The sequence below is a fragment of the Enorma phocaeensis genome (assembly GCF_900186505.1).
In the GTDB taxonomy this organism is placed as follows: domain Bacteria; phylum Actinomycetota; class Coriobacteriia; order Coriobacteriales; family Coriobacteriaceae; genus Enorma; species Enorma phocaeensis.
This window is the reverse complement of record NZ_LT891970.1, coordinates 797,918-813,772: the sequence shown is the minus strand read 5'-3', so window position 1 is coordinate 813,772 and position 15,855 is coordinate 797,918. Positions and strand designations below refer to the sequence as shown.

The window sequence follows — 15,855 nt, the reverse complement described above, 5'->3', positions numbered from 1 at the left end:
GCGTCGAGCGTTCGGTAGCCTGATGAAGAACGAAGGCGCCCCGCGCGTGAAAGGATAAGGGGGTTTGCGTACGCGCGAGTCGCATGCAGCCGGCGTGCAAGAGGCCGTAGTATCATATGGCCTAGTGTGATTCGAGTACGTACCATGGGAGGTAACCCTATGGCATCCAATAATCAGCAGGGCAAGGGTAGGTCCGCTGGCAAGCACCCCTCGCGCAATGCCCATAGCGGCGCGTCGGCGCCTTTGACCAAGGGCGACTTCAAACGCGAGCAGAAGCGCAAGATGGGCACCGGCGTCAAGTACGTGCTGGTCGTCATCGGCATCCTGGCGATGCTGCTCTCCGTCACCGGCGTTGCATGCTCGGGCATCCTGAACCAGGTGCAGTCCGGAGAGTCCTACAACCTCACGGGCGGCGTCGCCGCGACGGTCAACGGGGTGAACATCACCGAGGACACGGTTACCAACCAGATCATGAGCACGCGTTCGTCGCTCGGATGCGATGCCGACGAGGACTGGGCGGCATACCTCGCGCAGAACGACCAGACTCCGGAGAGCTACCGCGAGAGCGTGATCCAGAGCATCGCTGAGGATTACCTCTTAACCGAGGCAATTCGCGACAACAACATCACGGTAAGCGATGAGGAAGTCGAGGCCAGGTGGCAGGAGGCTGTCGCCGGCTATGAGTCCGAGGACGCTTTCGTCTCCATGCTGTCCCAGTTGGGCTATACCGAGGATTCTTACAAGCAGATGATCGAAAGCCAGCTCCAGCAGCAGGCGCTTCGCGACGCCGTGGCGCCGGTCGAGGATCCCACGGATGACGAGATCATCGCCTACGCGAACGAGAACCTAAGCACCTACAATGACGCCCGCCGCTCCTCGCACATCCTGATCGAGGTCGCCGAGGATGCCGACGACGCCACGCGCGAGGAAGCACGTCAGCAGGCGCAGGACATCCTCGACCGGATCAATGCCGGAGAGATCTCCTTTGAGGACGCGGCCAAGGAATACTCCGACGATTCCTCGGCGGAGAATGGCGGCGATGTGGGCTGGGACAAGGAGACCACCTTCGTGGATGCCTACCAGGAAGCGCTTTCCGCACTCGATACCGGCCAGGTGAGCGGCGTGGTGGAGACTGAGTACGGCTTCCACATCATCACGTGTACGGATCACTTCTACGTGGACGGCGAGGTGACCTCGATCGATCAGATTCCAGAGGACCTGCGCACCACGTTCAGCGATGCCATCAAGTCCGAGAAGCAGGGCACCGCTTATACCGAGTGGTTCCAGAACTACGTCGACTCGGCAGACCTGCAGATCAACGAGATGCCTGCCGACGTGCCGTACAACGTGGACATGAACCTTGCAATGAGCGCCTCGACCGACGAGGGCGATGCAAGCGGAGACGCCTCATCTACCGGGGATGCCGCCGCGGAGTAACTGCCGGAACGAATTGCACCACAAGGTCGTGAGCCGGCGGGGATGAATGTCGCCGCTGGCAGCGCACCGGCTTTAGGAGGAGAACGCGTATGACAAACGAAGAGCTGCACAACGAGATGGTCGCCGCCATGAAGGCGAAGGACAAGGTCCGCCTTTCCATCGTCCGCCAGGTTATGGGCGAGGTGAAGAACATCGAGGTCAACGAGCGCCGCGATGCCACCGAGGAGGACGTCAACAACATGATCAAGCGCCTCATCAAGCAGACGAACGAGACGCTTGAGATGTCCCGTAAGGCTGCGAACGATCAGGAGCGCACCGACACGCTCGCGCAGCAGGTCGAGATCCTGGAGAGTCTGCTGCCCGCGCAGCTCTCCGGCGACGCCTTGGTGGAGCTCATCGAAAAGACCATAGCCGAGGTGGGTGCCACCACGCGAAAGGATATGGGTCGTGTGATGGGCGCGCTCAACAAGGCAACCGGCGGCAACTTCGATAAGGCTGCCGCAGCCAAGGAGGTTGGCGCGCGCTTGGCGTAGAGCTTCGCGCTTTGAATACGTTTATGGGGCGTTCCTCCTATTCGCGAGGGACGCCCTATTTGTGTCTCGGATGGTAGTTTCTCTTTCTGAATTGATAAGCTGCGCCACACTCCCGGCAGTGCTACCCGCAAACCCTCCTACAACCCGCACGCTACGCTGTGTCTCATCTAGCCAGCTCGATGAAAAGAGGCAGTATGCAGCGGAAGAAGCCAAATGTGAAAAGGACGGGTCAGGAGGCGTGCGAGCGGGCGATCTATGGATATGCACGCGTTTCATCTCGAGATCAAAACCTCGCTCGTCAGCTTGACGCGCTGAGCGAATATGGCGTAGATGAGCGGCGCATCTATGCTGACCAGGCGAGCGGAAAGAACTTTCAGCGCCCTGCATATCGCAGGCTCATGCGTCAGCTCCGCCCAGGCGATACGCTTGTTATCAAGAGCATCGATAGACTGGGCCGCAACTATAACGAAATTCTGGAGGAGTGGCGGCACATCTCAAAGGAGCGCCAGGTGGGAATCGTGGTGCTCGACATGCCGTTGCTGGACACCACGCGCGAGCTCGACGGTATCACAGGTGCGTTCATCGCCGACATGATGCTGCAGCTACTGTCGTATGTAGCGCAGATAGAGCGTGAAAACATTCGGCAACGACAAGCGGAGGGGATCGCCGCTGCTCGAGCTCGCGGCGTGCGCTTTGGGAGGCCGCGCCGTGAGCGCCCTGCGGCTTTCGAGGAGATGCGTCAGGCGTATCTTTCCGGCCGCGTCGCAGGTGCGAGGGCCGCCGAGCTCTGCGGCATACCCCGATCCACATTTTTTCGATGGGTCCGCGAGGATGCGCCTCAGGAATGAGATGCGAGCGCAGAACGCTCATCGATGTCATGGCACCATCTGCGGCCAAAATGTAGACGTTTTTGGACAGGATGCAGCGCGATTCTGCCCGTAGCAACGCCCCTGCTCAGCATGCCGACATGCATATATCGTGAATTAAAGCACCCCTCTCTAAAAATGTCTGCTAATTGATCAGCGCGCCACATGCACCTGCCGTCTTCGCCGGCGCTCAGTGCAATCGAAGGCGGTTCTTACGCGGAGGGAAACGAGAAAGAAATGAAGGGGTGACCTGCGTTGAGAAGAAAAGGCCTGGGGGTGCTCGCGGCGTTCGGCATGCTGTTCGCGCTGCTCCTCACATGGACAACACCGGCGTATGCGGTCGGCGAGGTAGCACAGGTTGGCGACACACAATATATGACGCTGGATGAGGCGATTGAAGAGGCTCCTGAGGGATCAACGATTGTGCTGCTGCAGGATTGCACACTCGAAACCGGCTTCAACAAGACCCTTACCTTTACGGGCAACGGTAGGATTACCGTTGATAAGCAGCTTACAAGCAACGGTGAGGGCTGGATGTGTTTCGGCCTGTACGATCCGTCTCGAGTGCTAACGCTCGATGGTCCTAACGTTTCGATCGAATGGACTTCTGACGGTTCTGCACCGTGGCTCATGCTTTCACTGAGCGGAACGATTAACGTGACCAATGGTGCACATTGGACCTTTAAGTTTGACAGCAGGACCACCGGCACCAGAAACGCGCTCTACATGAACGCGGGTTCTGAGCTTAACGTGAGCAATGGCTCCACGTTTGAGATTCTCGGTGTGGGCACTGAGGGGAATGCCGGGCAGGGCATTCAGCTTGATGCCACCGGTGCTGCAAATATCAATGTTACAGGCGGTAGCACCTTCCTTATTGACGGGACGAACCGCGGCTACGTGAATAGCCCGTCGATTTATGTTGAAGACTCGACTTTCACCGTCCAGAATTGCACGAGCAACGGTTCAAATGGTGGCACATTTACCGCGATTAACTCTCAGGTCAAATATGAGAACAATGCGGGGCACGGCCTTTCTGCTGGGAATGTGACCATTCAGAACTCGACGGTCGATTGCTTGGACAATGGATTGTTTGGCTTTACATATTCCGGCAATATGACAGTGGATTCGACTTCCACCATCAATGCAAATGGGAATGCGTTCAAGGGGAGCGGTGGCGGTATCCGTGCGAGCAGCTCGTCTGGCACTACTACCGTTGAGGCCGGAGCCACAATCAACATTCTGAATAACGGGCACAACGGTTTGGAGAATTACGGATCCTTCACCATGGAGGACGGCGTCAAGTTTGTGGCGACGGGGAACCAGGAGCGTACGACCAACGGCGGTGGTATTTACAACGGCGGCACACTCGTTCTGCCTTCAAACGCTGTCATCACGGGCAACTATGCCAAGCAGACCGGTGGCGGAATCTGCAATGACGGAACTGTGATCATTCCCGATGGTGTTACCGGCATTCAGCTGTATAACAACCATGCTGATGATGCTGGTGACGATATCAATAACCGCGGTGACGCGAGGATTGAGGGGCTATTCCAGACGGGTGATTGGACTCTTGATGGCGTCGGTCTGGGCGGCGTAGCCGATGACTGTACGGATCCCATTACTGGATGGTATGACGATGCTGCGTCTACTCGCTGGGAGGCCCATGCGGATACGTATGCTGGCGTTCATGCGGAGGAATACGCTTTCGAGGGCGAGGCCACTACGGTAACCGGTCCTCTGGCTCTCAAGGCCGCCCATGGCCTTGGCTCCGTGGCGGTCGATCCTGCCGACATCACCGTCTACATGGGTGGCGACCAGGGATACGAGGGCGTCATCACCGACGAGGACGATGGCAGCTACGACGCGAGCAACTCGCTCCCTGAGCCGGGCTTCTACTTCGTCCTTCCCGATGAGATCAATCAGGCATTTGCCGACGCCGACATCGCCGAGGTGGGCGAGGCCGCCGACCTTTCGAGCTACATGACCATCTACACCAATGGTTACGGCGGCTCGACCGGCGAGCTTCATTGGAAGCTTGTGAAGTACGGCGCGACCAATTCCAGCGCGTACGGTCAGTTCATCTACCGCATCGTGCCCGTTCCCGCCCCGGGTCAGGAAGCGGTGCCCGTGCGCCTGCAGTTCACGTCTGAGGACGGCACCACCTTCACCAACGACACCTTCGATCCCGCCCAGGCAGGCGCTCTGCACCAGCAGTACACGATGCAGCTCTACACCGAGCTCGTCGACGCGAATCAGGTCGTCTTCGAAGTTGATATCAAGGGCACGAAGTACTACAACAGCATGGAGCTCCAGGAGGGCGTGCTCGATATTCGCTACGTCACGGGCAACCAGGACGACGTGGTAACCGACGTGGTCAATTCCAACGAGGAGCTCGCTGCTGCCCGCGCTCAGAATCCCGACAAGGCTTATGCGGTCATGCCGGATAGTACGGTCTACTACATCAACGAGAGCCAGGTCGACGTGACCGACTCCGCCGCACCGTCGCTTCTGTTCGACGACCTTGCGGACAGCGATGACACCGGCGTCGCGGCAGATCACCCCCAGCAGCTCGCTAACCGCGCGCTCGACGTGATCACCGAGACAGGCGCCAGCTTTGAGCACCCGTGGTACCAGGCCAAGTATCTCGATTTGGTGGACGCCAACAACGGTAACGTGTACCTCACGGCTAACCATCCCGTGACCGTGTATTGGCCGTACCCCGCGGGCACCGACCAGAACACCGAGTTCCATCTGGTGCATTTCGCCGACCTCGACCGCGACATGAACAACGGCGAGCTTTCCGGCCAGATCGAGAGCTCGTCCGCTGCATACGTCGAGGTAGAGAATACCGAGCATGGTATCCGCTTCACTACCGATGGCTTCTCGCCGTTCGTGCTCATGTGGGAAGGCGAGGGCGATGGCCCGGCTGAGCCTCCGGTGAATGCGGAGCCCCCGGCTTCCGGCACGCTCACCGCTACGGGCGACAATTCCCTCACCGCCATTACGGTGCTGGGCGCCGCAGGTGGCACCTGCATCGCGGCTGCCTACGTGCTGCGCAAGAGGAAGGCCCAGTAGCCTATGGCAAGGACGGGCGCGGATATCTCTCTCGAGGGCGTGAGCTCGCGCATCAACGGCCGCCATGCTTTCGTGCATGAGCGCGTCCTGGAGCTCATCGTGCGGGAGACCGAGCAGAACGGTTCGGTGAACTTCCGCAAGAGCGAGCTCGTGGAGCGGCTGGGCTGCTGCGAGCGGACGATCGACCGGTCGCTCACGCGCCTTCGCCGCGAGGGCTTGGTGACCTCCACGCCCGCCTTCAACGAGAACGGGGCGCAGCTGGGTAATACCTACAGCGCCACCGAGGCCGGGAAGGTCCATGCTCGGTGTTTCACGGCCGAGAAGGCACCGCGGCGCGCAAAGAGCGCCAACGTCTGAGTTGCCAATCTGGCACAGCGGAAACGCAGCAATCGGGCGGCGGGCATCCATCGCGGGTGCTCGCCGCCCGTTCTTGTGTCGCGAAGTCTCATAGATTATTCAGTCATATCATGCGCGTGAGCGAGCTCGTCCTCGTTTTGATTGATAGGGGGGCGAGTCCGATGGCTGTTGCTCTGATCGACCCTTGTTAACAATTATGGCTTAAAACTGTCCAAACGGCGCCTTATAGGGTATACTGCCATCCAACCAACTGGGGTTTCTTTGGCTAGCAGTGAGAACTCCTGGGTAAACGGTTTGTATCGCTTGGGTTTCGGGTTCGTTGCATCTTCAGAGCCAAAGCGTTCACGGCAGGGTGAAACCGTACAATTGTGCTAATCGTATAGCGCGTTTACACACGGGCTCAGGTCCATGCCGCTTACGTGCATGTAAAGAAGGAAGGGGACCTCGCGCATGGCGAATATGATCGAGATCCGCAATCTCAATAAGTATTTCGGTGACCTTCACGTGCTGAAGGACATCAACCTCACCGTCGCGGCCGGCGAGAAGGTCGTCATCATCGGCCCGTCCGGCTCCGGTAAGTCGACGCTCATCCGCTGCGTCGACTGGCTGGAAGAGCCCACCACGGGCGAGGTCCTCATCGACGGTCAGCTCGTCACCAAGAAGAACCACCTCGAGATGGCGCGCAAGTACTCCTCGATGGTGTTCCAGCAGTTCAACCTGTATCCCAACATGACGGTGCTCGGCAACCTCACGCTGGCCCCCATCAAGCTGCAGAAGAAGTCCAAGGAAGAGGCTACCAAGGCAGCCATGGTGGCGCTCAAGCGCGTTGGACTGGAGCAAAAGGCCGGCGAATACCCGCAGAACCTCTCCGGCGGTCAGCAGCAGCGCGTGGCCATCGCCCGCGCTATGTGTACCAAGCAGCCCATCATCCTCTTCGACGAGCCCACCTCGGCACTCGACCCCGAGATGATCCAGGAAGTGCTCGACGTCATGATCGAGCTCGCGCATGAGAACATCACCATGATCTGCGTGACGCACGAGATGAACTTCGCCAAGCAAGTGGCAGACCGCGTGATCTTCATGGATGACGGCCAGATCCTGGAAGAGGGCACGCCGGAGCACTTCTTCACCAACCCGCAGAACCCGCGCTGCAAGGACTTCCTCAACAAGATCTTGCACTAGCGCAGCCTTCGTTGATCGCATCGCTACCACGCCCTTTTAGGCGATGCGGAGACGATAGCCCCGTTCCGGGGCACCTATTTCGACTGGAAGGAGTCAATCATGTCCATCTCTCGTCGTAACTTCATCAAGGCATTCGGTGCTTCCGCTGCCGTGGCAGGCCTTGGCCTCGCAGGCTGCGGCGGCTCGGGCGACACCGGCTCCGGTTCGGCTGCTGCGAGCGCATCCAAGCTGCAGACCATTCGCGACCGCGGCGTGCTCAACTGCGGCGTCAAGGCCGATGTTTTGGGCTATGGCTACCTAGATACCGCCACGCAAGAGTACGAGGGCCTGGAGATCGATCTGTGCTACCAGATCGCGGCCGCCGTCTTTGAGGTCGAGTACGAGGAGGCCAAGGAGCAGGATCTCTGCGCCTTCACCACGGTGACCCCCGCCACGCGCGGCACGCTCATCGACTCCGGCCAGCTCGACATCGTGGCCGCCACCTACACCATCACCCCCGAGCGCGAGGAGGACTGGGACTTCTCCACGCCGTACCGCACGGACTCCGTGGGCATCATGGTCAAGAAGGACAACGGCTGGACCAGCATGGAGGACCTCGACGGCGTGACCATCGGCGTCTCCACCGGCTCCACCACCCAGTCGCTCGTCGAGCAGATGATCGAGGACGAGGGCTTCAGCTGCGTACCCACCTTCCAGGAGTACCAGTCCTATCCCGAGATCAAGGACGCCCTTGACGCCGGCATGGTGGGCGCCTTCGCGATGGACCGCTCGACGCTCAACACCTACATGGACGATACCGTCGAGTTGCTCCAGCCCGAGGTCGAGTTCGGCACGCAGGACTACGGCGTTGCGACCGAGAAGGGTTCCGACCTCTCCGAGCTCGTCGATGAGACGGTGAATGAGCTCCTCGATAACGGTTGGATGGACGAGGAGATCACTACCTGGCTGGGCGAGAGCGCCTAGTTTGGCATGATTGATGCTGCGGCTGCGGGCCACGTAGGTGCGCTCGCGGCCGCTTTGTCCCGTTGATGGCAATCGAATAGCTGACCGCAAGGCGCGTGGCGCCTATTCGATGCCGGCCATGATACGGGCTGTTTGTTGGATTGAGAAAGGAGCGCCATGCTAGAGAGCATCTTGGATCCTGGACGCTGGGAGGTGACGTTCGCCTCGCTCGATGCGTTTTGGGCCGGCTTCTTCGTGACTCTGCAGGTGGTCGCATGGGGCCTCTTGCTGGCGCTCGTGCTCGGAACGATCCTGGGCGTGTTCTCCACCACGCATTCGCGCATCTTGCGCGCCATCAGCCGCGTGTACGTGGAGTTCTATCAGAACACGCCGCTTCCCGTGCAGGTCGTCTTCATGTACCTCATGGGCCCGCAGCTGCTCCAGATCATCACGGGCGCGCCGCGACCGGTCGCGATTCCGCCGGTGGTTCTGGGCTTTGTGGGCGTCGGCCTGTATCACGCTGCCTACGTATCGGAGGTCATCCGCACGGGCATCGAGAGCGTCCCGCGCGGGCAGATGGAGGCGGCGCTCTCGCAGGGCTTTACCCGCGTGCAGGCCTACGCCTACATCATCTTGCCGCAGACGTTCAAGGTGATCCTGCCGCCGCTGTGCAACCAGGCGCTCAACCTGGTCAAGAACAGCTCCGTGCTCGCGCTCGTGGCGGGCGGCGACATCATGTACCGCTCGAACAGCTTTGTGGGCACCTATGGATACCTGCAGGGATACTTCGTCGCCTGCGCGATGTACTTCGTGATCTGCTTCCCGCTGGCGCTGCTCGTCCAGTTCCTGGAGAAGCGTTCCAAGCGCATCCCCAAGGCCAAGAAGATCGACATCGCGGCTATCACCGCCGAGACCGCGAAGGAGGCGTAAGGCATGGACGCGTTCAACGCTACGAACATCGGGTTCATCTTGAGCGGTTTTTGGCTCACCATCCGCATCTCGGTGCTCGCGATCATCTTCTCGGTGATCTTTGGCACCATCCTCGCCATGATCAAGCAGTACTGCCGCGGCAAGCTGAGTCCCCTGCGCTGGCTCGTGACGGCGTATATCGAGCTCTTCCGCTGCACGCCCAACCTGCTGTGGATCCTCTTCATCTACTTCACCATGAGGGCGTCGAACTTCGTGGTGTCGGTGACGGCGTTCACGGTCTTCACCTCGGCCGTTATGGCCGAGATCGTGCGCGGCGGCTTCAACTCGATCCCCAAGAGCCAGTTCGAGGCTGCGCAGAGCCAGGGCTTCGGCTTCTTCGCGACCATGCGGCTCATCATCTTACCGCAGACGTTCAAGACCATCATCCCGGCGCTCTTCAGCCAGTGCACGACGGTCATCAAGGACTCGTCGTATCTGGCGAGCATCAGCGTGATGGAGCTCATGTTCAACGCCCGCGTGGTCATGGCCCAGATCCCCAGTTTGGACCAGAAGCTTCTCATGTACGGCTTGGTGTTCTTGCTGTATTTCGTCCTCAATTTTGGCATTTCGCTCATCGTGCGCGCCTATCAGCGTCGTATAGTGGCAGCATAGGGACGTTCGCGTTCGGTTTGATGGAATCCGGTCGCATGCGGCCGGACGAGGGAAGGGCAGCATATGTCGCAGAAGGACCAGAAGAAGCTCGATGTCTCGAAGCTGATGGCTCGTGACATGTACTCCAACGAGGCCCTCGGTGCCCCGACCGAGGACATCGACCCTTCGGCCCCGGTGGTGATTTCCATCGCGCGCCAGTACGGCACGGATGCTCATGAGATCGGTATCGCGCTCCAGGAGCGTCTGGGCATCCCGCTCTACGACAACGAGCTGCTCATCCGCGCCGCCAAGCGCAGCGACACCGTGGTGGAGAAGGTCGCCCCCTACGACGAGGTCGTTGCGGCAGAGATGATGGCCTTCCTGCCGGATCGCTTCGATTCGCGCACGATGGCGGATAAGCTGTTCGAGAACCTGCGCCAGGTGATCCTGGATGTGGGCACCACGGAGTCGTGCATCATCATCGGGCGCCTGTCCGACTACATTCTGCGCGACAACCCCAACCTCATCAGCGTGTACGTGACGGCGCCGCTCGAGGAGCGCGTCGAGATCGTCATGAAGCGCCGCGGCATCTCGGAGCGCCAGGCGCTCAAGCGCATCAAGCACATGCAGCGCAACCGCGAGCTGTTCTACAAGCGCTACTCTGCCGGTAAGGCGAAACTGCGAGGCGATAAGGACCTCACCATCAACCGCGCGCTGTTTGGCGTGGAGGGCTGCTGCGAGATCATCGCGCGGGCCTACGAGATCAAGATGAGAGAGCTCGGCCGCATGTAGCGCCGTAGCACCGGCGCCTCCGTTTGCGCCTGGGAACCTATCCGCGCCGTGCGTGCCCGGATGCTGGGTGCGCACGGCGCGGCCTTTCCATGCAAGCGCCCCTTTTGCAGCCGCGTCCTTGCGCCGCGAACCGGTCTTCTGCGTCAGCCCCAAAGCCGTACGCACAGGAGCGCGACCTGGGGCATGATGGCGGCGGCATATGCGGCGCGCGCGATCTGCATCACGCCGATCTTGGTGAGGTCGGCGCCAAAGTCCGCGGCGATGAGGGCCATGTCGCTCGCACCGCCTGGTGACGATGCGAACAGGGCGCTCTTCATGTCGAGCATGCCCGTGCGCGATGCGATGATGGAGAACAGGGCGTTCACTGCCATGTACATGACGATCATGCAGATGAGCGGTCCAACGATCGAGCCTAGGTGTGCAATCGTATCGGGCGTGACGGACGAGCCCACCAGGCTTCCTGCCAGGATCTGCGCGATGCGCTTGATGTCGATGGGCATGGTTACGACGTCTGTAGTGATGTTGAGCGCTGCGACGGCGACGAGTGAAAACACCAGGGCACCTGCCGGCACGCCGCTCATATAGCCGGCAACACCGCAGCTAAGGGCAATGACCAGCGTGAATGCCGTCTTACGACGTGGCGTCGTGAGCAGCCGGTCGAGTGGGGTGGGGCTCGAGCCGGGCGACATATCGAGGGGCTCGCTTGCGGCGGGCGCGGCGTCCGTGTTGCGCGTCATGAAGCCAATCCATGATGGAAGGACCGCGAGCACGAAGAACAGGCGGATCGTCTGCATGATCGCGACGGTCGAGGCGTCGGCGTCCATGTCCATCGCAATAAGCGACACATCGGCGATACCGCCAGCCACGCACGAGAGCAGACCGGTCATGAGATCCCAACCAAAGAGGGTGTGGAACGCGAAGCCCAGCAGCAGCGTGTTGAGCGTGAGCAGCGTGAGCAGCAGCAGGAGGGGCTTGATCATATGCGGGATATTGCGCACGTCGCGCCTGCCCACGGAAAGGCCGATGAATGCGCCGGAGATCCCCTGTGACGCCATCTTGATGGGCGCGGGCATCTCGGCAAAGCCGGTAAAGGCGCTCACCAAGCCGACGGCGAGCATCGAACCGATCATCGCGGGAGCGGGGATGCCGGCGCGCCGTGCAACGAAATAGCCCAAGATACCGATGACGATCGTTCCAACAATATGAAATAGATGCATGCGGGCTCCCTAGTAATGCTCGACGTTTTGGGCTGCGCGCAGGCGTTTCAGCACAGGTGCGGCTTCGGGGCTGGCGAGGTAAGCGTAGGTGGTATCGGGAACGAGGGCGCGCACGGTTTCCAGATCGCCGTCATGCAGGGCATGGCGCACGGTCGAGGCGCTCACCGGGTTGCCGTCCGCTGTAGCGAGTCGTGGCACGATCTGGCAGGAGATGCCTGCGCGCGGGAGCTCCTCGGCCATGATGCGATTGTAGGTGCTCGTCACGCTGCTGGTGGGTTCTTCGCCCACGAAGCGTTCCGTGATGCCGAGCGCCTGAGCGATGCGCTGGAACACGGCTATGTCCAGGCGTGCATGGTTCTCGTTCACGGCGGCGGTGTCTTTGAGGAAATAGCTGGGAAATGTCGCTGACGAGATGATGTATGGGCCAGAATCGTGCAGCACCACGTTAGGCAAGTCGGCCACGCCCTCGCGCACCAGCCGCCGGCGCACCTCGAAGGGGATGAGGCTCGCATCCTCGCTGAGCACGAACAGATGGAGTGTATCGCAGGCGCGCGCCGCAACCTCGACGAGGTGCCGGTGCCCTAAGGTGAACGGATTGGCATTCATCACCACTGCCGCCGCAGTGCCAGGTCGGCGGGTAGCGGCAAGCTCGCGCAGGTAGGCATCGAAGCCCCCGGGCCGATTCTCTAAGAACACGAGCGAGCCGTCTACACGAGCGATCTCGTGGAAACCCATGTCGCGGAAGAACTTCGCGGCTGCGACCTTCGTATACACGAAGAGCTGCAGGTTGCCTCGGACGCGCTCTTCCTCAATCAGGTGGCCCACAAGCTTGCTCATGAGCCCCACTCCCTGGTGGTGCTCATCGACGGCGAGACAGCGTAGCGTGTTGCCAAAGAAGCTCCCGGTGGCGATCACGTCAAGGTCGTCGTTGAAGATGGCGCAGGTGTAGTCGAGGTTTCCGTCGCGCTCAATGCCTTCCTGCGCGAGGAGAGCGTCGACCTTTGCGAGCATGCCCGCGTCTTGCGGCCAGACCTTGCCGATGCTGTAGGTGTCCATCATGCGCCGTATCCTTTGCGAATGAGATCGACCATGGCATCGACCTGGGGCAGCTCATACGTTTCGCGGTGGCAGCAGATGTACATGCGCCTCATGAACGCCTCGCCGTTTGCGAACGTACAGGGGTGCACTGCCCCGTCGAACTCCTCGAGGATGATGTCGGGTAGAAGCGCCCAGCCCACACCCAGCTCAACGAGGCGCATGCAGGTGTGCAGGTCTGCGACGTTGAGGGTGCTTTTGGGGTCTGTGAGGCCGTTTTCCCTCAGCCAGCGCTGCATGAGGGCGCTTTGGCTTGAATCGGTGATATGGCAGATGTAGGTGAGTTCCCCGAGCGGCACCTGCTCGAGCTCGTGTGAGCGAGCGACGCAGACGCGCTCCTCGGCGAGCAGATAGCGCTTGCCGTCCCAAGGGAGCTCGCCGCGCACGACCGCGACGTCGAGCTGGCTCGTCTGGAGCTGCTTGATGAGGTTGAGGCTCCTGCCCGTTTTGACGTCGAGCCTCACGAGCGGATAGCTGCGATGGTATTCGGCGAGCAGCTTGGGAAGGCGCAGAGCGGCGTAGTTGACTGAGAACCCGGCTGAGAGCGAGCCACATACCTCGTCATGGGCCGAGTCGATATAGCTGCGCAGATCGTGCAGCTCATGGCGGATGCGCGCCGTGTGCTCCAGTACGACTTCGCCCTCGGGCGTGAAGCGCACGCCTTTGCTGGTGCGGATGAGCAAGGTGCAGCCAAGCTCGCGCTCGATTGCCTTTATGCGTTTGGAGAGCGCCGATTGGGTGAGGCTCAGGCGATCGGCGGCGTGCGAGATATTGTTGCATTCCTGCAAGGTGCTTAGAAGGGCGAAGTCTCTCTCATCCATGGCGAGGTCCTTACGATGGTGCATGGGGCGGCGTGTCTACCGAGAACGGTGGGCTATACTTGGCTGCTTCCATTCCATTCGGTCATACCTTATGGTAGGGCGTCGCCGGAGGAGGGATCGGCTGGTGCGTGAATTAGAACACCAGCAGAACAGGAGCGCTTGGTGAGGTCGCGCATGGGGCGGTGCGTAGGGCGCGGCGCAGAAGCCAAGGTGCTGCGGAAGCTTGGCGTGCGCGCTGCGATAGATTGGATGGCGTGGCGACTAGACGAGCAGCGCCGGGTCGATGACGCCTTCTACCATGGCGAAGAAGGCGGAGAGCGAGAGCAGGTCCGCAGCGCCGCCAGGGCTCACATTCTGCCGGATGAGCTCGGCATCATAGCGCTCGAGCTCGTCTATGAGCTTGCTATCGGGTAGTTCGGCTGCGTCGAGCGCGGTGCAGCGGGCGCGGTGCAGGGCAAGGGCTTGTTTGCCGCCCCGATGAACGACGTTGGTGTCTTCGAGCGCCGCCATGGCCTTCACGAGCGCGCGGAGCAGGGTGACGCGCACATCCTGCTTGGTGGCGCAGCAGCCGCTCTTTGCACGCTCGCGCAGGTAGGGCACGAGCGTCTTGCGCGCGATCGGATAGCCGCGCGCCGCTTCGCCGCGCGCCCCTTGCATGCCGTGCTGGAGCATGAGGCGCTCGCCGTGGGAGAGACCGTGCGTTCCCAGGCGCTCGCGGCGGCGCAGGTCGCGGACGTCGTGGCTCAGCAGCGTTTCGCCCATGCGGGAGACGAGGGCGAAAGCATCGGTAGCATTCGGTTCGCCGACGGCTCCCAGGGCTCCGACCGCGCCCAGCGCCAACGCGAAGCCGAAGTTCGCCCCCTTATGAGTGTTCACTCCTCCGGTGGCTTGGAACATGGCAGCTTCGGCTCGGATGCCAATCATGCGCAGCTCTTCGGCGAGCGCAGCGGGAGAGCCCGCACCCAGTCCCATGCCTGCAGCGGCGTATTCTACCAGGAACGGCTCGAGCGCGGCTGCGCTCGCTTGGAACGTGGCGAGGTCCATGTCCGTGTGCGCGCCGTTGCCCCGAGCGTCGACCAGGCCGGGCTTTGGGGTGAGTTGAGCTTCGGCGAGCAGCGCCGTGCGTGCGATCCTGCCGAGCTCGTGAGCGCTCATCTGGTTGTTGGAGCGTGTGCTACTTGATGCCACGAAGTGCCATTTCCTCACGTACCACCGCATAGGAGTTGCTCAAGTGCTCGCGTACGAGCGTCTCGATGCGCTTCTCTGGTCCAAAGCGCATCGCGAGGTAGATGCCCCAATGCTCATCGCACGCTTTATCGCGGCGCGCTTCGGGCTGAGCGGAGACATTGCGGAAGAATCGCGTGTACGCCTGGAGCGGCTCGAGGATGCTCTGCAAGCGCGGGCTGTCCGCCATGTTGAAGATGAAGCGGTTGAAGTCGTTCCAGTTCATGAGAACGCCCTCGATGTTGCCCTCGGCGTTTAGGCGCTGGCCTTCTTCGAGCAGGATCCTGAGGTCCTCGAAGTCCTGTTCGGTCATGTTGCGGGCTGCCTTCACGGTGGCGAGGCACTCGAGCACCGTGCGGATCTCGAACGTATCCTCCGCATCGCTCATGCGGATGCCAAGCACCACGACGCCGACTCCCGCCCTGCGTTCGACGAGCCTCTCGCTTGCGAGGGCGTCGAGGGCGGTGCGGATAGGCGTGCGGCTGATGTGCAGGGCCTGTGCGAGCTGCTTCTCGTTGATAATGGTCTCTGCAGGAATCTTGCCGCTTGCGATCGCATGGCGAAAGGCGTCGTACATGGCATCCTTTAGTGGGGCGTTCTTCGATAGGTCGAGGTGCTCGCATAGGGTGAGCATCAAGGCGTCGTTATCCATGTGGTTCCCTGTTCCCGCAGTGCTGGTCGGCATGTGCAAAGGATTTAGCTACATAGTATCAGTGACGGTTGGGTTGACGGGGCGAAAGGCTCCCGGCGAGTC

Annotated in this window: 15 protein-coding genes; 10 read left to right on the top strand and 5 right to left on the bottom strand. The window is 61.0% G+C overall.

The genetic code is table 11. The features are described from left to right. The first annotated feature begins 159 nt into the window (after positions 1-159). From C1717_RS09720 to C1717_RS09675, 10 genes are all read left to right on the top strand, one after another. Complete coding sequence (locus tag C1717_RS09720; protein ID WP_102372960.1) at positions 160-1,437, top strand: peptidylprolyl isomerase; 1,278 nt, start codon at positions 160-162, stop codon at positions 1,435-1,437. A gap of 89 nt (positions 1,438-1,526) precedes the next feature. Then, positions 1,527-1,970, top strand: coding sequence for a GatB/YqeY domain-containing protein (locus C1717_RS09715; RefSeq protein ID WP_102372959.1), 444 nt, complete (start codon positions 1,527-1,529; stop codon positions 1,968-1,970). Between the two features lie 194 nt (positions 1,971-2,164). After that, positions 2,165-2,818: a recombinase family protein gene (locus C1717_RS09710; protein ID WP_102372958.1), complete on the top strand. Its 654-nt coding sequence runs from the start codon at positions 2,165-2,167 to the stop codon at positions 2,816-2,818. A gap of 273 nt (positions 2,819-3,091) precedes the next feature. Next, positions 3,092-5,911: an autotransporter outer membrane beta-barrel domain-containing protein gene (locus tag C1717_RS09705; protein ID WP_245859641.1), complete on the top strand. Its 2,820-nt coding sequence runs from the start codon at positions 3,092-3,094 to the stop codon at positions 5,909-5,911. A gap of 3 nt (positions 5,912-5,914) precedes the next feature. Next, complete coding sequence (locus C1717_RS09700; protein ID WP_245859639.1) at positions 5,915-6,268, top strand: MarR family transcriptional regulator; 354 nt, start codon at positions 5,915-5,917, stop codon at positions 6,266-6,268. Between the two features lie 450 nt (positions 6,269-6,718). Further along, positions 6,719-7,450 carry an amino acid ABC transporter ATP-binding protein gene (locus tag C1717_RS09695; RefSeq protein ID WP_102372957.1) on the top strand — a complete coding sequence of 244 codons (732 nt, stop codon included), beginning with the start codon at positions 6,719-6,721 and terminating at the stop codon, positions 7,448-7,450. A 99-nt stretch (positions 7,451-7,549) separates the two neighbouring features. Then, positions 7,550-8,413, top strand: a complete 864-nt coding sequence (locus C1717_RS09690; RefSeq protein ID WP_102372956.1) for a transporter substrate-binding domain-containing protein — start codon at positions 7,550-7,552, stop codon at positions 8,411-8,413. A gap of 156 nt (positions 8,414-8,569) precedes the next feature. Continuing rightward, positions 8,570-9,322: an amino acid ABC transporter permease gene (locus C1717_RS09685; RefSeq protein ID WP_102372955.1), complete on the top strand. Its 753-nt coding sequence runs from the start codon at positions 8,570-8,572 to the stop codon at positions 9,320-9,322. A 3-nt stretch (positions 9,323-9,325) separates the two neighbouring features. Next, positions 9,326-9,973 carry an amino acid ABC transporter permease gene (locus C1717_RS09680; protein WP_102372954.1) on the top strand — a complete coding sequence of 216 codons (648 nt, stop codon included), beginning with the start codon at positions 9,326-9,328 and terminating at the stop codon, positions 9,971-9,973. A gap of 63 nt (positions 9,974-10,036) precedes the next feature. Then, a complete protein-coding gene (locus C1717_RS09675; RefSeq protein WP_245859636.1) occupies positions 10,037-10,744 on the top strand; it encodes a cytidylate kinase-like family protein in 708 nt (235 codons plus the stop codon). Between the two features lie 143 nt (positions 10,745-10,887). On the opposite strand, the gene C1717_RS09670 is transcribed toward C1717_RS09675, so the two are convergent. The 5 genes from C1717_RS09670 to C1717_RS09650 all read right to left on the bottom strand — a co-directional run bounded on the left by C1717_RS09670 (position 10,888) and on the right by C1717_RS09650 (position 15,753). Beyond that, positions 10,888-11,961, bottom strand: coding sequence for an AbrB family transcriptional regulator (locus C1717_RS09670; protein ID WP_102372953.1), 1,074 nt, complete (start codon positions 11,959-11,961; stop codon positions 10,888-10,890). Positions 11,962-11,970: 9 nt separating this feature from the next. After that, positions 11,971-13,020, bottom strand: coding sequence for a [citrate (pro-3S)-lyase] ligase (gene citC, locus C1717_RS09665; protein ID WP_219722313.1), 1,050 nt, complete (start codon positions 13,018-13,020; stop codon positions 11,971-11,973). Beyond that, positions 13,017-13,877 (bottom strand): LysR family transcriptional regulator, encoded by an 861-nt coding sequence (locus tag C1717_RS09660; RefSeq protein ID WP_180965918.1) that lies wholly within the window; start codon positions 13,875-13,877, stop codon positions 13,017-13,019. Before C1717_RS09660 ends, citC begins: the two co-directional genes overlap by 4 nt. A 261-nt stretch (positions 13,878-14,138) precedes the next feature. Then, positions 14,139-15,065: a triphosphoribosyl-dephospho-CoA synthase gene (locus C1717_RS09655; protein ID WP_180965917.1), complete on the bottom strand. Its 927-nt coding sequence runs from the start codon at positions 15,063-15,065 to the stop codon at positions 14,139-14,141. Beyond that, positions 15,052-15,753 carry a GntR family transcriptional regulator gene (locus C1717_RS09650; RefSeq protein WP_180965916.1) on the bottom strand — a complete coding sequence of 234 codons (702 nt, stop codon included), beginning with the start codon at positions 15,751-15,753 and terminating at the stop codon, positions 15,052-15,054. Before C1717_RS09650 ends, C1717_RS09655 begins: the two co-directional genes overlap by 14 nt. Positions 15,754-15,855 lie beyond the last annotated feature (102 nt).